This is a genomic window from Mycobacterium sp. ITM-2016-00317 (assembly GCF_002968295.1).
In the GTDB taxonomy this organism is placed as follows: domain Bacteria; phylum Actinomycetota; class Actinomycetes; order Mycobacteriales; family Mycobacteriaceae; genus Mycobacterium.
Map to the genome: position 1 here is coordinate 2,355,443 of NZ_CP134399.1, position 21,152 is coordinate 2,376,594.

Annotated in this window: 23 protein-coding genes and 2 pseudogenes; 12 read left to right on the plus strand and 13 right to left on the minus strand. The window is 69.7% G+C overall.

Annotation, left to right across the window (positions count from 1 at the left end):
* Window positions 1-143: 143 nt before the first annotated feature.
* Together sigB and C6A87_RS11275 are read right to left on the minus strand one after the other, a co-directional pair.
* On the minus strand, window positions 144-1,103 hold the full coding sequence (gene sigB / locus C6A87_RS11270) for a sigma-70 family RNA polymerase sigma factor SigB (protein ID WP_311117301.1): 960 nt from the start codon (window positions 1,101-1,103) through the stop codon (window positions 144-146).
* Between the two features lie 147 nt (window positions 1,104-1,250).
* Window positions 1,251-1,649, minus strand: a complete 399-nt coding sequence (locus tag C6A87_RS11275) for a DUF3099 domain-containing protein (RefSeq protein WP_311117302.1) — start codon at window positions 1,647-1,649, stop codon at window positions 1,251-1,253.
* A 107-nt stretch (window positions 1,650-1,756) separates the two neighbouring features.
* Here C6A87_RS11275 and C6A87_RS11280 point away from each other — a divergent pair, with 107 nt between their 5' ends.
* Window positions 1,757-1,993 (plus strand): DUF3039 domain-containing protein, encoded by a 237-nt coding sequence (locus tag C6A87_RS11280; RefSeq protein WP_311117303.1) that lies wholly within the window; start codon window positions 1,757-1,759, stop codon window positions 1,991-1,993.
* Here C6A87_RS11280 and C6A87_RS11285 read toward each other — a convergent pair.
* Both C6A87_RS11285 and C6A87_RS11290 read right to left on the minus strand, forming a co-directional pair.
* Window positions 1,983-3,038 carry a YihY/virulence factor BrkB family protein gene (locus C6A87_RS11285; protein WP_311117304.1) on the minus strand — a complete coding sequence of 352 codons (1,056 nt, stop codon included), beginning with the start codon at window positions 3,036-3,038 and terminating at the stop codon, window positions 1,983-1,985. The genes C6A87_RS11280 and C6A87_RS11285 overlap by 11 nt on opposite strands.
* A 27-nt stretch (window positions 3,039-3,065) precedes the next feature.
* Window positions 3,066-3,257: a hypothetical protein gene (locus tag C6A87_RS11290; RefSeq protein ID WP_311117305.1), complete on the minus strand. Its 192-nt coding sequence runs from the start codon at window positions 3,255-3,257 to the stop codon at window positions 3,066-3,068.
* Window positions 3,258-3,390: 133 nt separating this feature from the next.
* Here C6A87_RS11290 and C6A87_RS11295 point away from each other — a divergent pair, with 133 nt between their 5' ends.
* The gene (locus C6A87_RS11295; protein ID WP_311117306.1) at window positions 3,391-3,753 is read left to right on the plus strand and encodes a DUF952 domain-containing protein; all 363 of its coding nucleotides are present in this window, start codon (window positions 3,391-3,393) and stop codon (window positions 3,751-3,753) included.
* A 10-nt stretch (window positions 3,754-3,763) separates the two neighbouring features.
* Here the strand turns inward: C6A87_RS11295 and C6A87_RS11300 are convergent, their stop codons facing one another.
* Complete coding sequence (locus C6A87_RS11300) at window positions 3,764-4,132, minus strand: RidA family protein (protein ID WP_311117307.1); 369 nt, start codon at window positions 4,130-4,132, stop codon at window positions 3,764-3,766.
* A 71-nt stretch (window positions 4,133-4,203) separates the two neighbouring features.
* On the opposite strand from C6A87_RS11300, the pseudogene C6A87_RS11305 reads away from it, so the two are divergent.
* Both C6A87_RS11305 and C6A87_RS11310 read left to right on the plus strand, forming a co-directional pair.
* Window positions 4,204-4,982, plus strand: a pseudogene (locus C6A87_RS11305) (hypothetical protein).
* A gap of 94 nt (window positions 4,983-5,076) precedes the next feature.
* Window positions 5,077-6,744: a hypothetical protein gene (locus tag C6A87_RS11310; protein ID WP_311117308.1), complete on the plus strand. Its 1,668-nt coding sequence runs from the start codon at window positions 5,077-5,079 to the stop codon at window positions 6,742-6,744.
* A gap of 19 nt (window positions 6,745-6,763) precedes the next feature.
* Here C6A87_RS11310 and C6A87_RS11315 read toward each other — a convergent pair whose 3' ends face one another.
* The 3 genes from C6A87_RS11315 to ppgK form a co-directional block, all read right to left on the minus strand.
* A complete protein-coding gene (locus tag C6A87_RS11315) occupies window positions 6,764-7,894 on the minus strand; it encodes a methyltransferase (RefSeq protein WP_311117309.1) in 1,131 nt (376 codons plus the stop codon).
* A gap of 56 nt (window positions 7,895-7,950) precedes the next feature.
* Window positions 7,951-9,384, minus strand: a complete 1,434-nt coding sequence (locus C6A87_RS11320; protein WP_311117310.1) for an RNA polymerase sigma factor — start codon at window positions 9,382-9,384, stop codon at window positions 7,951-7,953.
* A 230-nt stretch (window positions 9,385-9,614) separates the two neighbouring features.
* Window positions 9,615-10,412, minus strand: a complete 798-nt coding sequence (ppgK, locus tag C6A87_RS11325) for a polyphosphate--glucose phosphotransferase (RefSeq protein WP_311117311.1) — start codon at window positions 10,410-10,412, stop codon at window positions 9,615-9,617.
* 162 nt (window positions 10,413-10,574) lie between these two features.
* On the opposite strand from ppgK, the gene C6A87_RS11330 reads away from it, so the two are divergent.
* Window positions 10,575-11,426: an inositol monophosphatase family protein gene (locus C6A87_RS11330; RefSeq protein WP_311117889.1), complete on the plus strand. Its 852-nt coding sequence runs from the start codon at window positions 10,575-10,577 to the stop codon at window positions 11,424-11,426.
* A gap of 1 nt (window position 11,427) precedes the next feature.
* Here the strand turns inward: C6A87_RS11330 and cei are convergent, their stop codons facing one another.
* Window positions 11,428-12,084, minus strand: coding sequence for an envelope integrity protein Cei (gene cei, locus C6A87_RS11335; RefSeq protein WP_311117312.1), 657 nt, complete (start codon window positions 12,082-12,084; stop codon window positions 11,428-11,430).
* 177 nt (window positions 12,085-12,261) lie between these two features.
* On the opposite strand from cei, the gene C6A87_RS11340 reads away from it, so the two are divergent.
* Entirely contained in the window at window positions 12,262-12,564 is a 303-nt protein-coding gene (locus C6A87_RS11340) for a DUF4193 domain-containing protein (protein WP_003933994.1), read from the plus strand.
* Between the two features lie 21 nt (window positions 12,565-12,585).
* On the opposite strand, the gene C6A87_RS11345 is transcribed toward C6A87_RS11340, so the two are convergent.
* Window positions 12,586-13,062, minus strand: coding sequence for a DUF3093 domain-containing protein (locus C6A87_RS11345; RefSeq protein ID WP_311117313.1), 477 nt, complete (start codon window positions 13,060-13,062; stop codon window positions 12,586-12,588).
* A 25-nt stretch (window positions 13,063-13,087) separates the two neighbouring features.
* Between C6A87_RS11345 and dut the strand changes: the two genes are divergently transcribed.
* The gene (gene dut / locus C6A87_RS11350; protein WP_311117314.1) at window positions 13,088-13,552 is read left to right on the plus strand and encodes a dUTP diphosphatase; all 465 of its coding nucleotides are present in this window, start codon (window positions 13,088-13,090) and stop codon (window positions 13,550-13,552) included.
* Window positions 13,553-13,563: 11 nt separating this feature from the next.
* Window positions 13,564-14,370: a DUF3710 domain-containing protein gene (locus C6A87_RS11355; protein WP_311117315.1), complete on the plus strand. Its 807-nt coding sequence runs from the start codon at window positions 13,564-13,566 to the stop codon at window positions 14,368-14,370.
* A gap of 160 nt (window positions 14,371-14,530) precedes the next feature.
* Here C6A87_RS11355 and C6A87_RS11360 read toward each other — a convergent pair whose 3' ends face one another.
* Entirely contained in the window at window positions 14,531-15,241 is a 711-nt protein-coding gene (locus C6A87_RS11360) for an alpha/beta fold hydrolase (protein WP_311117316.1), read from the minus strand.
* 143 nt (window positions 15,242-15,384) lie between these two features.
* Between C6A87_RS11360 and C6A87_RS11365 the strand changes: the two genes are divergently transcribed.
* Both C6A87_RS11365 and C6A87_RS11370 read left to right on the plus strand, forming a co-directional pair.
* On the plus strand, window positions 15,385-15,756 hold the full coding sequence (locus C6A87_RS11365; protein ID WP_311117317.1) for an OB-fold nucleic acid binding domain-containing protein: 372 nt from the start codon (window positions 15,385-15,387) through the stop codon (window positions 15,754-15,756).
* Window positions 15,753-16,493 carry a DUF3159 domain-containing protein gene (locus tag C6A87_RS11370; RefSeq protein WP_311117318.1) on the plus strand — a complete coding sequence of 247 codons (741 nt, stop codon included), beginning with the start codon at window positions 15,753-15,755 and terminating at the stop codon, window positions 16,491-16,493. The genes C6A87_RS11365 and C6A87_RS11370 overlap by 4 nt, the downstream gene beginning before the upstream one ends.
* A gap of 5 nt (window positions 16,494-16,498) precedes the next feature.
* Here C6A87_RS11370 and C6A87_RS11375 read toward each other — a convergent pair whose 3' ends face one another.
* Window positions 16,499-17,164, minus strand: a complete 666-nt coding sequence (locus tag C6A87_RS11375; protein WP_311117319.1) for a TrkA family potassium uptake protein — start codon at window positions 17,162-17,164, stop codon at window positions 16,499-16,501.
* A complete protein-coding gene (locus C6A87_RS11380) occupies window positions 17,161-17,832 on the minus strand; it encodes a TrkA family potassium uptake protein (RefSeq protein WP_311117320.1) in 672 nt (223 codons plus the stop codon). The genes C6A87_RS11375 and C6A87_RS11380 overlap by 4 nt, the downstream gene beginning before the upstream one ends.
* A gap of 99 nt (window positions 17,833-17,931) precedes the next feature.
* Between C6A87_RS11380 and C6A87_RS11385 the strand changes: the two are divergent.
* Window positions 17,932-19,927: pseudogene (locus C6A87_RS11385) on the plus strand (APC family permease).
* The gene (locus C6A87_RS11390) at window positions 19,924-21,111 is read left to right on the plus strand and encodes a TRAM domain-containing protein (RefSeq protein WP_311117321.1); all 1,188 of its coding nucleotides are present in this window, start codon (window positions 19,924-19,926) and stop codon (window positions 21,109-21,111) included. The pseudogene C6A87_RS11385 and the gene C6A87_RS11390 overlap by 4 nt, the downstream one beginning before the upstream one ends.
* Window positions 21,112-21,152 lie beyond the last annotated feature (41 nt).

A 21,152-nucleotide genomic window follows, 5' to 3' on the forward strand; every position in this document is an offset into this window, starting at 1 on the left:
CCGTCCGGACCGAGTCTACCGGCCAGATCATCAAATACGGCGCTTCCTCACGCGAGGCCGGACACACCTGCGCCTGCGCGCACGCAGAAAGCCCGCCGGGGTCGCCGGCGGGCCTTCGCTCGTGTGGGGTCGGGCGGTGGGCGTCAGCTCGCGTAGGACCGCAGGCGGTCGGCGCGCTCACCGTTGCGCAGCTTGGCCATCACTTCGCGCTCGATCTGGCGCACCCGCTCGCGGGAAAGCCCGAACAGCTTGCCGATCTGATCGAGGGTGCGGGGCTGGCCGTCGTCGAGGCCGAACCGCAACCGGATGACCTGCTGTTCGCGCTCGTCGAGGGTGGCGAGCACGTAGCGGATGTCGGTGTGCAGCAACTCGGAGATGACGGCGTTCTCGGCCGACATCGCCTCGGCGTCCTCGATGAAGTCACCGAGCGGCGCCTCCTCGTCGCTGCCGACCGGCATGTCCAGGCTCACCGGGTCGCGGCTGTGCTCCAGCAGATCGTTGATCTTCTCGACCGGGATGCCCGACTCGGCGGCCAGTTCCTCGTCGGTGGCCTCGCGGCCGAGGTTCTGATGCATCTCCCGCTTGATCCGGGCGAGCTTGTTGACCTGCTCGACCAGGTGCACCGGGAGCCGAATGGTGCGGCTCTGGTCGGCCATGCCGCGGGTGATCGCCTGACGGATCCACCACGTGGCGTAGGTGGAGAACTTGAAGCCCTTCGCGTAGTCGAACTTCTCCATCGCGCGGATGAGGCCGAGGTTGCCCTCCTGGATCAGGTCGAGCAGCGGCATGCCGCGGCCGGTGTAGCGCTTGGCCAGCGACACCACCAATCGCAGGTTCGCTTCGAGCAGGTGGCGACGCGCGGCCTCGCCGTCGCGCACCACCGCGGCCAGGTCCCTCTTCCGGTTCTCGCCCAGACGCTTCCGGGTGTCGAGAAGGTGCTGTGCGTACAACCCTGCTTCGATCCTCTTGGCCAGCTCCACCTCATCGGCGGCGTTGAGCAACGCTGTCTTGCCGATGCCGTTCAGGTAGACCCGCACCAAGTCGGCGGCTGGACTCTGAGCGTCCAGATCCTGGTCGATGCGGCTGGTGGTGGCATTTGCCATGTCGGCCTCCTGATCGGGTGGGACTTACATGAGCTACAACGTCCCAAGCCCGAAATGAGTTCCCGCGATCCCTGTGCTTCACACCTTCTGATCTGCGGTTATTGGCCCGTGACCTGAGAATGTGCTGAGAATGGCGAAAGAAAGCGCTCAGCCAGGAAGATCGCCACGCGGATCGCCGGCCTCATGTTGCGGCGCAGCGTGGGTCGCGCCGTCGATTGCCGGGCGCTCGGCAGTGGGGAACAGCGGGATCCGCCGCGGCGTGTCGTAGCGACGGGGTTCTTCGGCCTTGCGGGGCGGCCGGTCGTTGGCGATGAGCACCGCCATCCACGGCAGCGGGATGGCCACCAGGATGATGGCCAGGGAGATCAGCCCGTTGTGCCAGATGTTGTAGGCGACCGCGGCGAGGATCAGCGAAGGGATGCGGAAGGACATCAGGGTGAGGTACTTGCGCACACGCCGGCGATGTTGTTCTTCGTAGGCGGGAGCGGCCCGGGTGATCAGTACCGGGCGTCCCTCGTCGTCGAAACTCAGCTCCGAGTCACGCACGGGATCACGATGCTCAATCCGGCGTTCATACCTCCACTGTTCCACATTCCGGCCCGCCTACACCCATCGCGTTTCTTACCGATCGAGGGCGGGGCAGAATGGGCGCCATGCAGACCGACACCATCGAACGGACCGACGCCGACGAACGCGTCGACGACGGGACAGACGACGACACCCCGAAGTTCTTCCACTACGTCAAGAAGGACAAGATCGCCGAGAGCGCGGTGATGGGCACCCACGTGGTGGCGCTGTGCGGCGAGGTGTTCCCGGTGACCCGTTCGGCCAAGCCGGGGTCTCCGGTGTGCCCCGACTGCAAGCGGATCTACGAGCAGCTCAAGAAGTAGCCGCGTCGCCGCCGGCCGCCGGGCTCTCGGCGGCCGGCGCCGCCGGTGCCGGGGACGGCCTGGTGCGTGCGCTGCGGTTTTCGGCCTTGGCTCCCAGCCACGCCCGCAGCCGGTTGGCGTGCGTCTCGGGCGCCGGGAACTCCTCCTGAACGGCGGCGTTCAACTCGGCGCCGATCATGATCGAGAACCCGAGGAAGAACGCGAACAGCAGGAACGCGATCGGGGTGGCCAACGCACCGTAGGTGTAGCCGGTGCTGGTGATCCAGGTCAGATACACCCGCAGCCCCCAGGTCGCGATCAGGAACACCGAGGTCGCCAGCACCGATCCCAGCACCAGTCGGTGCGACGGCAGCGGTTTGGGCAGCGAGACCCGGTAGAGCAGGTTCACCGACACCGTCAGCGCCAGGAACAGCACCGGGAAATAGCCCATGCTCAGCACGTGGTCCCAGCTGTCGGGGATGAACTCGGCGACCTTGCGCGGGCCCAGCGCCAGGAACGGCGCCGCGGCGATCGCGCCCACGAGCATCACGACGTAGAGGCCGAGTGCGTAGAAGCGTTGTCGCACCGGGTGGCGCAGCGGGGTCTGGTCGTGCGCCTCGGTGACGGAGTCCACGAACGCCGAGATCGCCGACGAGCCGGCCCACAGCGAGATCACGAAGCCCAGCGACACCACCTCGCCGCGGGCGCCGCGGACGATGTCGCGCACGGTCGGTTCGATGATCTCGCTGACCACGTTGGGGGAGAAGAACTTCCCCGCCACGCTGATCAGCTGGCTCTGGATCGTGGGCAGCGTGTCCGGGCCGAACAGCGGCGCGATGTAGGCCAGGCTGCCGAGCATGCCGAGCAGCAAGGGCGGCAGCGACAGCGCACACCAGAAAGCGGCTTGCGCCGACTCCGAGAAGATCGAGTCGTCCCAACTCTTTCCGAGCGTCCGGAGCGTGATGCGCCGGATGTGATGCCGCTGTGGTCTGGCCCGCTCGGGTTTGACCCGTGCGTGGTCCTGCTGTGTGCGCCCTGCGCCCGGCCGCTCTGACTGGTCATCCATGACCAGACCAGCATTGCCGATTCGCTGCTACGGCTCCAGCGGGCTCACTTCGAGGACTGCGGCGAGTGCGACCAGCTTGGCCTCGTGCTCGTTGGCGTGGTGCTGGCAGAAGAGCAGTTCGGCACCCGAAGGAAGCTTCGCCCGGACACGGGCCGCGGCCCCACAACGGTCGCAGCGGTCAGCCTTGGTCAATCCAGGACTGGTCAGCGTTGCGGTCATGGCACCTCCATAGGGTGGTAGCGACGTAGTTCCACTCTGTCAGACGCTTGGGGTTCCGGCCTTGTTCCCCGGGGGTTTACAGGTGTGTCGTGTCTCACGGGTTCCCGCGTTACTGCGGCGGAAAGGGGGCGCAATGAGTTCACTTTCAGGTCCTGAGGTGCTCGTACACCTGTGCAGCACCGTCGAGTGGGAGCGTGCACAGCGTGCCGGGGTCCACGCGCCCGGCTCGCTGGACGCCGTCGGCTTCGTCCACCTGTCGAGTCCGTCGCAGGTGCATCTGCCGGCCAACCGGCTCTACGCCGGCCGTTCCGATCTGATGTTGCTCCGGGTCGATGCGGCACGCCTGACCTCTCCTGTCCACTGGGAGCCGGGGGTCCCGAGCGATCCCGATGGCATGGTGTTCCCACATTTGTACGGACCCCTGCCCGTGACTGCTGTGATTAGCGTCACTTCCTATCTGCCCGGCCCGGACGGCACGTTCGCGCCGCTGACCTGACCCGCGCTCTTCAACCGAGTACGTACGCGTCGGCCTCGATCTCGACCACCAGTTCCGGCGAGATCAGCGCCGCCACCTGGACCATCGTGGTCACCGGGCGGATGTCGCCGAACACCTCGGCATGGACGGCGCCGATGTCGGGCCACGCCGCGATGTCGGTGACGAAGATTCGGGTGCGCACCACGTCGGACAGCCGTGCGCCGACGTCGAGCAGGGCGCTCTCGATCCGGCGCAGCACCTCCCGGGTCTGGGCCGCCGCGCCGGGTCCGTCGGCGGTGGTGCCGGCAACGGCGACGAGGGGACCGGTCCGCACTGCCCGGGAGTAGCCCACCGCGGCCTCGTACGGCGAGTCGGTCGAGACGTTCACACGCGTGGTCACCGTGACAAAGTAAGCCGAAAGTGACAAGGGCCTCGACTCGACGCCGATCGTGATTCCCTACACTGCTGGCCGTGGGCATCATCTCTGGCTTTGCACCGTGGATCGTCTTCTGGGTTCTGGTCGGCAATGTGCCGTTTGCGGCGGCGGCGCTGATCGCCCTCGCCCTCGCGGTGGCCGCCTACGTCGCAGGCAGAGCCGATCGCCCGGCCGCACCTTCGAGATCGGCGCGGTCGCAACGTTTGTGGTGCTGACCGTGCTGGCGCTGACAATGAGCCGGTCCTTCCTGGAGCAGTGGCTGCAGCCGCTCGGCAACGCCGGCATGTTTGCGGTCGCGGTCGTCGGCGCGCTGACCGGCAGGCCCTTCATCCGCGACTTTGCGGTGGTGGGCCAACCCAAGGCGGTCCTCGAAAGCGAGCCGTTTGCCCGGATCACCTCGGTGCTGACCTGGATCTGGGTCGCCGCGTTCGGCGTCATGACGGTGTCGTCGATGATCCCGCCGCTGGTTCGGCAGGACGCGACGATCCTCGACACCGGGACACCGCTGAGCTTCGTCTGCTACTGGGTGGTGCCGTTCACCGTGCTGGGTGTTGCGGCGCTGCTGACGCGGGTCCTGCCCGACCGGATGACGCCGCCGGAGGACGAGATCGTGCGCAAGACGACGTTCGTCGCGTTCGCCGAGGCCGAGATCGATCAGCTGATCTATCTGGCGACCGAACACGCCAACCGCGAGGCCGGTGCCGGCAAAGAGGCCTACGACGTGCGGATCGGCTCCAAAGGGGTGCCGCTGGTCGGCGACGAGACCCGCGAGTCGTGGCCGTCGACCTACAAGGTGCGCGACCGCAAGCGCTAACCGTCCGACCCGCCGACAGCGTCATTGACCGCGCCGTTGATTTGCCGTGTTAAATTTCAGCTAATTTACACGGCAAATAGACGGGGGAGAGTACGTGGCGCAGCGACGAGGTGGAGCAGCAGGATCGACGGGCAGGCACAGGGCGCCGTGCGCCCCGGGTGCGGCCCACTCCTGGCTCGCCGCCGGTACCGGCGGCGCGGCGATGGTCGGCCTGGGCGTGCTCGCCGGACTGCAGTCGGAGCCGCCCGTCGTATCCCAGCGTGCCGTGCAACTGGTCTCGTTCGACTCGCTCATCATGCCGAATTCCACTGTGCCAGAAGAACTCTGGCTTTTCGGGACGGCCGGCTCGGGCAAGCGTGACCGGCCGGTCTCGGCAACGTCGGCCGCTGCGGCGGCCCGTCCGATGATCGGTCCGGGTGGCTGGCTCATCGGCGACGGCGCGGACGCGGCCGAAGACTGCCAGGGCAGGGCGTGCAACGGAACCCACGGCGGTCTGCTGTGGGGCGACGGCGGAAACGGTGCGCGCGGCGGCAACGGTGGCAACGCCGGGCTGTTTGGCGGTAACGGCGGCCGCGGGGGCGATGGTCATCTGGCCGGGCAGGACGGCGGCAACGGCGGGCACGCCGGGATCCTCGCGTCGACGGGCAACGGAGGCGACGGCGGGCACGGTGCCGACGGCGGCCTCGGCATTCGGGGCGGCCACGGCGGCGCCGGTGGCAACGCGGGCCGGCTGCACGGCAACGGGGGTGTGGGCGGCAACGGCGGGGCCGGCGGTACCGGGCTGGACGGGGTGAACCCGAATGCGGGCGGCCGGGCCGGGACCGGCACCCCGAACTTCCTCGGTTCGGCCGGGTTCCCGGCGACCAACGTCGTGGTGGACACCGTCGTCACGGGCCGCTCGGGTGGACGTGGCACCGACGGCGCCGCAGGCACCGACCGATCCGGCGGACACGGCGGCCAGGGGCAGGGCGCCACCGGCTTCCTGGCTGCCCCGCACCAGTACGTGATCAGCGGTTCCGGCGGTGACGGCGGCAACGGCGCAGGCGGCGGGGTCGGCGGCAACGGCGGCGACGCGGGGCTGGCGCGCGAATCCACGCCGTTCGCGGCGGCGTTCGGTGGAAGCGGCGGCAACGGCGGGACCGGCGGCGTCGGCGCACGGGGCGGCGACGGCGGCGCGGGCGGCAACGTGGACATCGGGCCGGCCGTCGGGTTCGGCGGCACCGGAGGCAGCGGCGGCACGGGCGGTGCCGGCGCGGCCGGGGCGACCGGCGGCGCGGGCGGAAACGGCGGCGCGGGCGGACGCAGCGGTTCGGTCACCGGCAACGGCGGCGCGGGCGGCAGCGCAGGCAGCGGCGGCACGGGCGGGTCCGGCGCGCAGGGCGGCGACGGCGGCTCCGGCGGCAGGGGAGGAGCCGACCTGTCCGACCCGGGCAGCGGAGCGGTCCGCCCCGGCGCCGGTGGCGCCGGTGGCCGCGGAGGCGTGGGCGGAGCAGGCGGTGACGGCGGGTCCGGTGGCGTCGGCGGCAAGGGCGGCGCGGGCAGCGCCGAGGGCACGGCCGGAACCGACGGCGCGGGCGGCGCGACGGGTGCCGGTGGCGTCGGTGGCACCGGTGGCCGGGGCGGAGCCGGGGGAGCGGCCGGCGACGGCGGCACCGGGTCCGTGGGGAAGGACGGCGAGTCCGGTACCGGGCCCAGCGGCAGCAAGGGCGGTCAGGGTGGCGCAGGCGGCAGTGCGGGCGCAGGAGGCGCGTCAACCGACTGACGCACCTGCCGGCCGTGGGTCAGACCGGAACGGCCTCCACGATCGACAGCGGACTGGCGGTCGGGATCACCCGAGTCATCCGGAATCCGGCCGCGGACAGCAGGTGTGCGTATTCGGAGGCGGTCCGTTCGCGGCCTCCGGCGCTGACCAGCATCTCCAGGTCGACCAGGAAGCCCAGATGGGCCTGTGGCCGCTCGGGCAGCACCATCTCGAACAGCAGCAGCCGGCCGTCCTCGGCGATGGCCGAGCGCACGTTGCCCAGGATCGACACCGAGTCCCGGTCGTCCCAGTCGTGGATGATCGCCTTCAGCACGTAGGTGTCCCCGCCGGCCGGGACGGTCTCGAAGAACGAACCGCCCTCGGCGCGGAACCGCGACCGCACCCCGGCCGGGCCGAGGACGGCGTCGGCCCCGGCGATCACCGGCGGGCGGTCGAACAGGATGCCGCGGGCCTCAGGAGCGCGGCCCAGGATGGCCGCCAGCAGTCCGCCCTGGCCGCCGCCGACGTCGACGACGAGCCTGCGGGAGCTGAAATCGTATGCCGGGACCGCGTTCTCGATCACGGCGCGGGATCCGCCGGTCATCGCGTCGTCGAACAGCCGGGCGAAGTCGGGGTCGGTGTCGAGGTAGTCGAAGATCGGGACCCCGCGCAGCTTCTCCACCGAGGTGCGGCCGGTCCGCACCGAATGCGTCAGCTCGGACCAGTGTTCCCAGTGCTGGCGGCTGCCGACGAACGCGATCATCGGGGCCATCGACTCCGGATGGTCGGAGCGCAGTGCGGCACCGAGCCGGGTCAGCGCGAAAGTGCCGTCACGGCGCAGCTTGAGCACCGACCGGCTCGCCAGCGCGCGCATCAGCCGCTGGGTGGCCTGCGGATCGGCGCCGACCCTGGCGGCCACCTGCTCGGCGCCGAGCGGGCCGCCCGCCAGTTCGTCGGCGATACCCAGTCGCACCGCGGCATAGAGCGCCGCGGTGAACCAGGATCCGAGACCGAGCTCGAGCAGTCCGATGTGAGCGGGGGCGGTGGCCCGGTGCAGCCGTTCCAGCGCACCGCGCACCTTGCCGACCGCGCAGAGCACCGCCGCCGGCGGTAGCTTCCCACCGGTCGGCGTGGAACCTGCTCCGTCGTGTGCCGTCGGCGTGGATCTCATGCCGGCGACGCTAGGCCGGGCGGCTTAAATTTTTCTTGCCCGGGACTTGCGGGCGCCTAGTCCAGGTAGTCGCGCAGTACCTGGGAGCGGCTGGGATGGCGCAGCTTCGACATCGTCTTGCTCTCGATCTGGCGGATGCGCTCCCGGGTCACCCCGTAGACCTGTCCGATCTCGTCGAGGGTGCGCGGCTGGCCGTCGGTCAGCCCGAACCGCAGCCGGACCACACCGGCTTCGCGCTCGGACAGCGTCTCCAGCACCGACTGCAGCTGATCCTGCAGCAGCGTGAACGACACGGCGTCCACGGCCACCACGGCCTCGGAGTCCTCGATGAAATCGCCGAGCTGCGAATCGCCTTCGTCGCCGATGGTCTGGTCCAGCGAGATCGGCTCACGCGCGTACTGCTGGATCTCCAGCACCTTCTCCGGCGTGATGTCCATCTCCTTGGCGAGCTCTTCGGGCGTGGGCTCGCGGCCCAGGTCCTGAAGCAGCTCGCGCTGGATGCGACCCAGCTTGTTGATGACCTCGACCATGTGCACCGGGATACGGATGGTGCGGGCCTGGTCGGCCATCGCGCGGGTGATGGCCTGCCGGATCCACCACGTCGCATAGGTGGAGAACTTGTAGCCCTTGGTGTAGTCGAACTTCTCGACCGCGCGGATCAGACCCAGGTTGCCTTCCTGGATCAGGTCCAGGAACGCCATGCCGCGGCCGGTGTAACGCTTGGCCAGCGACACCACCAGACGCAGGTTCGCCTCCAGCAGATGGTTTTTCGCGCGGTCGCCGTCGCGGCAGATCCACATCATGTCGCGGCGCTGCGCGGTGGTGAGTTTCTCGCCCTTCTCCGCGAGCTCGGCCATCAGCTGCGTGGCGTACAGGCCGGCCTCGATGCGCTTGGCGAGTTCGACCTCCTCTTCGGCGTTGAGGAGGGCGACCTTGCCGATCTGCTTGAGGTAGGCGCGCACCGAGTCGGCCGAGGCGGTGAGCTCGGCGTCCTTGCGGGCCTGGCGCAGCGCCTCGGACTCCTCCTCGTCCCAGACGAAGTCGCCGGAGGCCTTGTCCTTCTCGGACGGCTCGGGAAGCGAGTCGTCGTCCTTGGCCGCCTTGCGTGCCGCCTTCGGCGCGGCGACGCCGGGTGTGGCGGCCTCGTCGTCGGACTCCTCGTCGGAGTCGTCGTCCGCGGAGGTCTCGTCCTCGACCTCGATGTCGTCGAGGACGATCTCGGTGTCGTCGACGTCGAGATCGTCACCGGGCTCGGCCTCGATGCCTTCGGCGTCGTCGTCTACGGCGAGATCGTCGTCGCCCGCGGCGGAGGTGGCCTTCTTGGCGCGGCCCCGGGTCGCGGGTGCGTCTCCGGCCTTGGCGGCACGCTTGGTGGCCTTGGCCGGCGCGCTCTTGGCGGCCTTCTTCGCGGGCGCCTTCTTGGCGGGAGCTTTGGCGGCGGTGCGCTTCACCGGCTCGTCGGTTGCCGGGCTTGCTTTGGTCGCTGCCACGTACACCCTTTCGGTCGTGCGGGTTTCGGGCGCGCACAGGTGCGCCACCGAAATGTGTCGGCTATGGGGAATGTCGGCGGCGATCTCACAGCGTCATCGTGTCGAGGTGGGATACTCCGCTGCTGTTCAGTAGGCGGCCGCCGATGACCATTGTAACGACAGTGTGGGTCCGCGCTGTGCCCAGCGGCAAATTTGACGCCTGCGCGCGTCGGTGCACCCCGCGAGTGCGGCTACTTGCCGGTGGCGGTGACGTCGAATTCCGAGGCCATCGCGGCGCCGACGATACCCGCGGTGTTCTGCAGCGCGGCCGCGACCACGGGTGTGCGATTGCCCAGCAGCGGGATCCACTTGTCGGCCTTGCGGCTGATGCCGCCGCCGGCGATGAACAGGTCCGGCCATATCGCGTTCTCGACGGCCACCAGCACTTTGGTGACCTCTTTGGTCCAGCGTTCGTAGCTCCAGCCCCGGCGTTCCTTGACCGAACTGGCGGCCCGGTGTTCGGCTTCCTTGCCGCCGACCTCGAGGTGCCCGAACTCGGTGTTGGGCAGCAGCACGCCGTTGTGGATGACCGCCGAGCCGATGCCGGTGCCGAAGGTCAGCAACACGATGACACCGGTGTTGTCGCGGCCGGCGCCGAACTTCTCCTCGGCGAGTCCTGCGGCGTCGGCGTCGTTGAGCACGGTCACGGAGTGTCCGTTCAGCGCGCTGCTGATGACCTCCTTGGCGTTGAGGCCGATCCAGCCCTTGTCCACGTTGGCGGCGGTGCAGACGATGCCGTCGGCCACGACCCCGGGATAGGTCACCCCGAGCGGGCCGTCCCAGCCGAAGTGCGCGACGACGTCGGCGATGGTGGCGGCCACGGCGTCGGGGGTGGCCGGCTGGGGGGTGGGCAACTTGAACCGGTCGCCGATCAGCGTTCCCGTGTCCAGGTCGACGATGCCGCCCTTGACGCCGCTGCCGCCGACGTCGATGCCGAACCCCCGCCGCGAGGAGCCGGAGTCGGACGGGGATGACGCGTCGGCTGTCATGCGGGCTCCTCTGCGCAGGTGATCGCACCGGTGCTGTCCGGCGCCCCGGTGTGGCGCCGGTCGCCCGGCGCTTTGACACCCTATCGGCTCGCCAATTGCGATGGGGGCCAGCCGTGCATCCGATGGCGGCGTCGACCGTCACACAGCGTGCTGCACGATGGTGTGGTGAATAGCGACAGCGATCCCGAGCAGCTCCGTGTGGTGGCCGAGCAGTTGGCGAGCGAAGCCGCCGAGTTCGTCGCCCGGAGGCGCCCGGAGGTGTTCGGGGCGGGCCCGCAGCCCGATGGGTCGCAGCCCGCGGTGCGGGCCAAGAGCACCCCTACCGACCCCGTGACCGTGGTGGACACCGAGACCGAACGCCTGCTGCGGGAGCGGCTGGCCGTGCTGCGCCCGGGCGACGCCATCCTCGGCGAGGAGGAGGGCGGCGCGGTCGACGGCACCGACGGACAGCTGACCTGGGTGCTCGACCCGATCGACGGCACGGTGAACTTCCTGTACGGGCTGCCCGCCTACGCGGTGTCGGTGGGGGTGCGGCGCGACGGGGTGTCGGTGGCCGGTGCGGTGGCCGACGTCGCCGCGGGCGCCGTGTACTCGGCGGCCCTGGGGCACGGGGCGACGGTCCGGCGTGCCGGCGAGGTCACCACGTTGCACTGCACCGCCGTGACGGACCTGTCCATGGCGCTGGTCGGCACCGGGTTCTCCTACAACCGCGAGCACCGGCGCAGGCAGGGCGAGATCGTGGCCCGGATCCTCCCGGAGGTGCGCGACGTGCGGCGGATCGGTTCGTGCGCGCTGGATCTGTGCCAGGTGGCCGAGGGCAGGCTGGACGCCTACTACGAGGACGACGTGCACCTGTGGGACTGGGCGGCGGCGGCGCTGATCGCGGCCGAGGCGGGCGCGGTGGTGCGTCCACCCGCGTCGGTGGAGGGCGGCGGGCTGATGGTGGCTTCAGCGCCCGGGATCAGCGCGGCGCTCGGCGACGCGCTGGTCCGCAGCGGGGTGAGCGCGGACTGACTCAGCAGGTGCCGGTGTGGGCCTTGGTCAGCAGGTCCGCGCCGGCGGGTTGGGTGGCGTCGGGGAGCAGGCTGGCCAGCACCGCGTCGATGTCGTCGCTGTGCGTCAGCTCGGTGAAGTCGGTGCCGATCGCCAGGTCGACGGTGTCGTCGGTGCGGCCGTCCTGGAACAACTCGGTACACGGGGCGACCAGCCACACCGATGCGGCGGCGGCCCGGCCGGCCGGGCCGAACCGGATCTGGCCCTGGCACTGTAGGCGGGCGGTCGCGTAGACGGGGTCGTTGGCGGCCTCGGGATTGGTGAAGCCGAGATCACGCAGCTCGCCCGCGATCTCGCTGGCCTGTCCGCCCTGGCCGCTGGCATTGAGCACGCGGACCCGGGCGTCGGCCAGCTTGGCGGGGGTGACGTCGAGCATCGCCGAGCCTGTCACCTGTTCGCCTAGGTTGGGCGGCGGCCCGCCGGGCTCGGCCGGCGGCGGCGGGGGGTTGCAGACCGCGGCCTGCTGCACTTCCGGGGGGCGGGACAGTGCGACCGCCCAAACCAGCGCGGCCGCGACTGCCAGGCAGCAGAACGTCACGATTCCGGGCAGGAAGTTACGGCGGCGGAAGGGTCGACCGTGCTTGTCGAACGCCGTGCCCTCGGTGATTTGCGCGACCACGATCAGCACTCTAGAGCCATCGCGGGCAGGGCTCCGACCGGCGGTGACAACCGGTCCGGTCGACTTGTGACATAAATCACATTAGATCCGAGGGCATTACGGGCACGAATCATTTGGTGGATGCGTTCGACGCTGGTACAAAGCAACGCTGCAACGAGCTTCACGGAGGGGACAGGTATGGCCACCGATTATGACGCCCCAAGGCGCACAGAGACCGATGACGTTTCTGAGGATTCACTCGAGGAACTGAAGGCACGGCGCAACGAAGCTCAGTCAGCTGTCGTCGACGTCGATGAGTCCGAATCCGCGGAGAACTTCGAGCTGCCAGGTGCGGACCTGTCCGGCGAAGAGTTGTCGGTTCGGGTGATCCCGAAGCAGGCCGACGAGTTCACGTGCTCGAGCTGCTTTCTGGTTCACCACCGCAGCCGGCTGGCGAGTGAGAAGAACGGCATGATGATCTGCACCGACTGCGCTGCCTGACGTTTTGGGCTGCGCGCCTGCTCAGGCGCGCAGCGCGGCGAGGACCTCGTCCGGACGCCTGGCGCTGACAAGCCAGTACGGGGTGGGATCGTCCGGATCCTCGAGTACCAGCAGCACCATCGGGCCGACCCAGCCTTTGTGCACGACGTAGGCGGCGGGGTCGAGCTGACGCCCCAGCGCGGCCGACTTCGCCGAGCGCGGAACCTTGGCCGCGCGGGTGATCACCGAGGCGGGCAGGTGCGCGTCGCCGACCCAGAGTTCGGTCTCGGTGCCGTTGTCCACCACCTTCAGCTCGGTCCTGCCGAGCATCACCAGCACGACCGCGGCGACCGGAAGCAGCACCGCATAGGGGAGCCAGTCCGGTACACCGCTGACGCCCTGGTCGACCTCCAGTGCGATCAGGGCGCCCACCCCGAGTCCGGGAAGCCACCACCACAGCGGGACAGACAACCGCTCGCGATAGCGGATCGTTTGGGCAGTGGCGCGCGTGTCAGACACAAGGTCCAGAGTAATCTGTGACGTCGTGTCCACCTCTCTGGCGGTAGTGCGTCTCGACCGCGACCTTCCCTTGCCCAGCCGCGCGCACGACGGCGACGCCGGGGTCGATCTCTACAGCGCTCAGGACGTCGAGCTGGCTCCCGGTCAGCGGGCCCTCGTGCCCACCGGGGTCGCGGTGGCGATTCCGCACGGCATGGTCGGACTGATTCATCCCCGTTCGGGACTTGCTGCGCGCGTGGGACTTTCGATCGTGAACAGCCCGGGCACCGTCAACGCCGGCTATCGGGGGGAGATCAAGGTCTCGTTGATCAACCTCGATCCCGCGGCCGCGATCGAGATCCGCCGGGGTGACCGGATCGCCCAATTGCTGGTGCAGCGTGTCGAGTTACCCGAGTTGGTCGAGGTGACGTCTTTCGACGAGGCGGGGCTGTCCGACACGACCCGAGGTGACGGTGGCCACGGATCCTCGGGCGGGCATGCCAGTCTGTAGGGGGAGAGGTCATGGCAGTGGGCAGACACCACAGTGACAGCGCTGCAACGCCTGAGGAGGTGACGTCGGTGGACTCCGTCGACGAGGAGCTTGAAGGCCCGTTCGATATCGACGACTTCGACGACCCGTCGGTCGCCGAGGTGGCGCGGCTGAATCTGGGCTCGGTATTGATCCCGATGCCCGAGAACGGCCAGGTTCAGGTCGAACTCAACGAGACCGGAGCGCCGAGCGCCATCTGGGTGGTGACGCCCAACGGACGCTTCACGATCGCGGCGTACGCGGCGCCGAAATCGGCGGGGCTGTGGCGCGAGGTGGCCGCGGAGCTGGCGGAATCGCTGCGCAAGGACGCTCCCCGGGTCAGCATCGAGGACGGGCCGTGGGGCCGCGAGGTGGTCGGCTCGGGCGGCGAGGGTGCCGCGGTCGTGCGGTTCATCGGCGTGGACGGTTACCGCTGGATGGTCCGCTGCGTGGTCAACGGCCCGTACGAGCGGATGGCCGTGCTGGCCGAGGAGGCGCGAAACGCGCTGGCCGATACGGTGGTTCGGCGCGGAGACACTCCGCTGCCGGTGCGTACCCCGCTTCCGGTGCAGCTGCCGGAGCCGATGGCCGCCCAACTGGCCGCCGCGCAGCAGCAGGCCGCGGCGCAGCAGCAACAGGCCGGCGGGCAGCCCCCGCAGCCGCCACAGGCACCGCAGCAACCGCAGCCACCACAGCCACCGCAGCCGACGGCCGAACAGCAGCAGCCGCCGCAGCCCGACGCACGTCGCTCGGCGCTGGGATCGGCGATGCAGCAGTTGAGGTCCAGCACCGGCGGATGACGATCAAGCGGTGAGGGACGAGCCGCGTTGAGGAATCCGCCGATCAGACACCGGCGGATGACGATCAAGCGGTGAGGGACGAGCCGCGTTGAGGAATCCGCCGATCAGACACCGGCGGATGACGATCAAGCGGTGAGGGACGAGCCGCGTCCGGTGACGGTCAGGCCCCGTGCGTGGCGTCCTGCAGCGCGGCGAGGCATTCGGCGCCCAGCACCCCCGGATCGGCGCCGATCGCGTCGAGGGTGACGGTGCGCAGCGCCGCGCACGGCGACGCCGTCGCCCACTCCATGCCCACCTCGAGCGGGTGTACCGCGTCGTCGGTGGCCGACACCACACCGAGTGGGGCGCGAAGGCGCTCCAGCGCGGCGCTCGTCGGGGCGACGAAGCCGGCCGCCTCGTCCATCGCGTCCGGCAGCGCCGGCCACTGGCCCAGCCACGACCGGGTCAGTTCGTCTGCCAGCCATTTCGGGGTGGTCGCCTGCATCTGCGCGGTGGCCGCGGCCAACCCGTCCCGGCGCAGCATCTCGGCCGAGTAGCGCGCGGCCATCGCCGCAGGCGCGGTGTCGGGCGCACCGGTCCAGGCCGGCAGCGCGGCCAGCACCGCCACCACCCCGCTCGGGTGGGTCAGCGCCCACTCGGCGGCGACCGCCGCACCGATCGAGATCCCGCCCACTGCGATCGGCCCGAACCGCGCCGCGTCACTGAGCGCGTCACGGTAGCTGCCGATGAGCCGGTCCGGTTGTGGCGGGGGCGCCACCACCACCGCGCCGGCCGCGTGCAGGGCTGTGCCGAAAGCCCGGTAGACGAAGTCGTCGTCGGATCCCGTGCCGGGCAGCAGGACCGTGATCACGTCGCGCAGATTGACCGCCATGTGTCGATCGTGCCTGGTCGTGACGGCCGCGGCGACGCGGCCCCACGCGACCCGCGGCGTAGTTAGCATCTGGGAACCAACAGGTCTACCGTGGCGTTGGTTCAACAGGATCCACAGTGGATGGCAGAAGATCAGGAGACGCCATGGCCACGGCCGAGGGATATCTTCGCCGGCTCACCCGACGATTGACCGAAGACCCGGAAAAACGAGATGTCGACGAGCTCACCGATGAGGCCGCAGGCACCGGCGCGCAGAAGGCCATCGACTGTCAGCGCGGTCAGGAAGTCACCATGATCGGCACCCTGCGCAGTGTCGAGTGCAACGGCAAGAGCGGCACAGGCGGAGTCAAGGCAGAATTGTTCGACGGCACCGACGCGGTGATGCTGGTCTGGCTGGGCCAGCGTCGCATCCCGGGCATCGAGACCGGTCGCACTCTGAAGGTGCACGGCCGAGTCGGCAAGCTCGACAACGGATCCAAGGCGATCTACAACCCCCGCTACGAGATCCAGCGGTGAGCGCCCCGGGTACCGATCCGGGCTCGCAGCAGACCGCTCCGGCACGTGGCGCCGCCGTCCTGGAACAGATGGGCGGCATCAGCGGCCTGATCTACTCGTCCCTGCCCGTCGTGGTGTTCGTCCCCGTCTCGTCCGCGTTCGGGTTGATGCCCGCGATCGCGGCCGCGCTGGGCGTCGCGACGCTGATCCTGATCTGGCGGCTCATCCGCCGCGAGTCCACCCAGCCGGCGATCTCCGGCTTCTTCGCCGTCGGCATCAGCGCGTTGATCGCCTATCTGGTCGGCGCGTCCAAGGGCTACTTCCTGCTCGGCATCTGGACGTCACTGATCTGGGCGGTGGTGTTCACGCTGTCGGTGGTGATCCGCCGTCCCGCCGTCGGCTACATCTGGGGCTGGGTGCACACCGGCGACCGACGCTGGCGCGAGGCACGGCGGGCGGTGCTGGCCTACGACATCGCGACGATGGTGTGGGCGGTGCTGTTCGCGTCGCGGTTCCTGGTGCAGCAGCACCTGTACGACGCCGACCAGACCGGCTGGCTCGGGGTGGCCCGCATCGCGATGGGCTGGCCGCTGACCGCGGTCGCCGCACTGGTCACCTACATCGCGATCCGCTCGGCGCAGCGGACGCTGCGGGAGCGCGGTCTGCACGAACCGGCGGCACCGGAACGGCGCACCGACGCCGACAGGGACGCCGAGGACGCCAAGGACATCGACGGGGCAGCGCGCGAGTCGAACTGACCGCCTTATCGCGGCTGGGGTTTGAGCAGCAGCTCCCGCAGTTCCTGCTCGGCCTCGGTGACCGCCACGAACAGCAACTCGTCGCCGCCCTCAAGCGGCTCGTCGCGTTCCGGCACGATCACCCGCGGCCCGCGCAGGATCGTCACCAGCGTCACATCCCGCGGCAGCTCAAGGCGTTTGACGGGCTTGCCGCCCCACGGGGTGTCGTCGGGCAGCGTGATCTCGACCAGGTTGGCCTGCCCTCTGCGGAACTCCATCAGCCGCACCAGATCGCCGACCGACACCGCCTCCTCCACCAGCGAGGCCAGCATGCGCGGGGTGGACACCGCGACGTCGACGCCCCACGCCTCGTCGAAGAGCCATTCGTTGCGAGGGTCGTTCACCCGGGCCACCACCCGCGAGACCGCGAACTCGGTCTTGGCCAGCAGGCTGAGCACAACGTTGGCCTTGTCGTCTCCGGTGGCGGCGATCACGACGTCGAACTCCTCCAGCTGGACCGATTCCAGCAGGCTGATCTCGCAGGCGTCGCCCAGCCGCCAGTGCGCCGTCGGGATCGCGTCGACGTCGATGTGGTCGGGGTTGCGTTCCAGCAGCGTGACTTCGTGCGCCGCGACGAGTTCGCGGGCGATGGACCGTCCCACCGCGCCCGCTCCGGCGATCGCGACCTTCACGCGTCGGCCTCCTCGCCGGGCGGCAGCGCGGCGATCGCCAGTGCCTCGGCGATGTGCCCGGAGATCGCGGCCAGGTACACCTGATCGCCTGCCTGGATCATCGTTTTCACGTCCGGCAGCAGCCCGGCGCCGAAGCGGATCAGGAACGCCACCCGGCCCAGGGTCGCCGCCTCCAGCTCGGTGATCCGGCGGCCCACCCAGGCTTCGTGCAACGCCAGTTCGGTGACCCCGACGTGGCCGCTGGGATCGCGCCACTTGGTGGTCTCGGTCTCCCGGGTCAGCACGTGCAGCAGCCGGTCGGTGGTCCACGGCACGGTGGCCACGGTGGGGATGCCGAGTCGTTCGTAGACCGCGGCGCGCTTGGCGTCGTAGATGCGCGCGACCACCCGCTGCACACCGAAGGTCTCGCGGGCCACCCGCGCGGAGATGATGTTGGAGTTGTCGCCCGAGGACACCGCGGCAAAGGCGCCGGCGTGCTCGATGCCGGCCCGCACCAGCACGTCGCGGTCGAACCCCATCCCGAGCACGCGCTCACCCGGGAAGTCGGGGGAGAGCCGGTGGAATGCGGTGCCGTCGCGGTCGATCACGGCGACGTCGTGGCCGATCCTGGCCAGGCTGTCCGACAGGGATGCGCCCACCCGGCCGCACCCCATCACCACTACACGCACCTGATGGTCCTTTCCCGGACGGGGTCGCTGCAAACCCGTGCATCTCGGAACCTACCGCTTCCCGACGGTATTGGACCTTCGGGCATACCCTTGGCACTCGTGTCCAAGCTTTCGACCGCCGCCAGGCGCCTGGTGCTGGGCCAGGCCGTTCCGCAGCGACAAGCTGTCGCACACCCTGCTGCCCAAGCGGATAGCGCTGCCGGTCTTCGCCTCCGATGCGCTGTCCTCGACGGCCTACGCACCCGAGGAGATCTTCCTCGTGCTGTCGGTGGCGGGCCTGGCCGCGTACTCGATGGCGCCGTGGATCGGACTGGCGGTGGCGGCGGTGATGCTGGTCGTGATCGCCAGCTATCGGCAGAACGTGCACGCCTATCCGTCCGGCGGTGGGGACTACGAGGTGGTGACCACCAACCTGGGTCCCACCGCGGGCCTGACCGTGGCCAGCGCGCTGCTGGTGGACTACGTGCTGACGGTCGCGGTGTCGATGTCGTCGGCGATGTCGAACATCGGCTCGGCGGTGCCGTTCGTCAACGAGCACAAGGTCTGGTTCGCCGTCGTCGCGATCCTGGTGCTGGCGTCGCTGAACATGCGCGGGATCCGGGAATCCGGAACGGCTTTCGCGATTCCGACCTACGCGTTCATGATCGGCATGTACCTGATGCTGGCGTGGGGCTTCTTCCAGATCTACGCGCTGGGCACCCCGCTGCGCGCCGAATCGGCCGACTTTCACATGCAATCCGAGCACGGGGACATCCTGGGCTTCGCGCTGGTGTTCCTGGTGGCGCGGGCGTTCTCGTCGGGTAGCGCGGCGCTGACGGGCGTGGAGGCGATCAGCAACGGAGTGCCGGCGTTCCGTAAGCCCAAGTCCCGCAACGCCGCGACCACGCTGCTGCTGCTCGGGGTCATCGCGCTCACGCTGTTCATGGGGATCATCCTGCTGGCCAGGGCGATCGGCGTGCAGATCGCCGAACGTCCGCTCGAACAACTCGAAGGTGCCCCGCCCGACTATCACCAGAAGACGCTGATCGCCCAGCTCGCCGAGACGGTGTTCCACGGTTTCCCGCTCGGGCTGTATCTGATCGCCTCGGTGACCGCGCTGATCCTGGTGCTGGCCGCCAACACGGCCTTCAACGGTTTCCCGGTGCTGGGATCGATTCTGGCCCAAGACCGTTTCCTGCCGCGCCAGCTGCACACCCGCGGGGACCGGCTGGCGTTCTCCAACGGCATCCTGTTCCTGGCCTTCGGCGCCATCGCGTTCGTCGTGGCGTTCCAGGCCGAGGTGACCGCGCTGATCCAGCTCTACATCGTCGGGGTGTTCGTGTCGTTCACCCTCAGCCAGATCGGCATGGTCCGGCACTGGACCCGGCTGCTGCGCACCGAGACCGAACCGGCCGCGCGCGCACGGATGGTGCGGTCCCGGCTGATCAACACCGTGGGCCTGCTGTGCACCGGCACCGTGCTGGTCATCGTGGTCGTCACCAAGTTCCTGGTCGGCGCGTGGATCGCGATCCTGGCGATGGCCGCACTGTTCGGTGTGATGAAGCTCATCCACCGGCACTACGCCGCGGTCAGCCGCGAGCTGGACGCCCAGGCCGCCGAGACCGAGGACGTGGTGCTGCCCAGCCGTAACCACGCGATCGTGCTGGTGTCCAACGTGCATCTGCCGACGCTGCGCGCACTGGCCTACGCGCGGGCCACCAGACCCGATGTGCTGGAGGCCATCACGGTCAGTGTGGACGACGCCGAGACCCGCCAGCTGGTGCACAAGTGGGAGCAGAGCGACATCTCCGTGCCGCTGAAGGTGATCGCGTCGCCGTACCGGGAGATCACCCGGCCCGTGCTGGAGTACGTGAAGAGGGTCGGCAAGGACTCACCGCGTACGGTCGTCACCGTGTTCATACCCGAGTACGTCGTGGGGCACTGGTGGGAACAGTTGCTGCACAATCAGAGTGCGCTGCGGCTGAAGGGCAGATTGCTGTTCGAGCCCAATGTCATGGTGACGTCGGTCCCATGGCAGCTGACCTCCTCGGAACGGCTCAGGAAGCTGGCGCCGCAATCCGCGCCCGGCGATGCGCGCAAGGGGTTCCTGGAATGACCGACGACCTGATCCTGACCACCACGGCCGCGGCCAACGGCGGCAGTTGTGTTGCGCGCCACGACGGCCGGGTGGTGTTCGTCCGCTACGCGCTGCCCGGGGAGACGGTGCGGGCCCGGCTGGTGGGCGACCGGGGTTCGTTCTGGAACGCCGACACCGTCGAGGTGCTCGAGCCGTCGCCCGACCGTATCGACTCGCTGTGCCCGATCGCCGGGGTGGACGGGTCGGGGTGCTGCGACCTCGCGTTCGCCGAGCCGTCGGCGGTGCGCCGGATCAAGGGCGCGGTGGTGGCGAATCAACTGGTCCGGCTCGGCAACCACCACTGGCGTGACGAGTCAGACGCCTCGGCGGAACCGGTGGGCGACGGCCGGGCGACCGGGTGGCGCACCCGGGTGCGGCTGGACACCTCGGTCGACGGGCGCGCGGGATTCCACCGCTACCACAGCGCCGAGCTGGTGCACCGGCTCGACTGCGCCCAGCTGCCCGAGGGCATGCTCGACGGACTGGCCGAGAACCGGTGGCCCAAGGACAGCACGGTCCACGTCGTCGTCGACGACGACGGTGTCCGGCACGTCGCCCATTCCGGTCGCGGCCGGCGCACCACCGTCGTCGAGGGCGGCTACGAGGCGGTGCAGCGGGTGGGCGGGCGCACCTGGCAGGTTCCGGTCACCGCGTTCTGGCAGGCCCACCGCGACGCGCCCGCGCTCTACAGCGGGCTGGTCGCCGAGTGGGCCCAGCTGCAGCCCGGGATGACCGCCTGGGATCTGTACGGCGGCGCAGGGGTCTTCGCCGCGGCGCTGGCCGAAGGCGTCGGGCCGACGGGCGCGGTGACGACGGTGGACACCTCCCGCGGCGCGTCGCGGGCCGCGCGCTCCGCGCTGGCTGACCTCGACAACGTCACCGTGGTGACCGATTCGGTGCGCCGCGCCCTGGCCGGCCAGGACCGCCGCGCCGACGTCGCCGTGCTGGATCCGCCGCGCACCGGCGCCGGCCGCGAGGTCATCGATCTGCTGGGCGCGGCGGGGGTACCCCGGATCGTGCACATCGGCTGTGAGGCAGCATCGTTCGCCCGCGATGTGGGCCTCTACCTCGGTCACGGCTATGCGGTCGAGCAGCTGCGGGTGTTCGACTCGTTCCCGCTGACCCACCACGTGGAGTGCGTCGCGGTGCTTTCCAGGTTGTAAGGTGACCGTCCACAGGTGTGCCGGGAAGTCTGGTCGGCGGT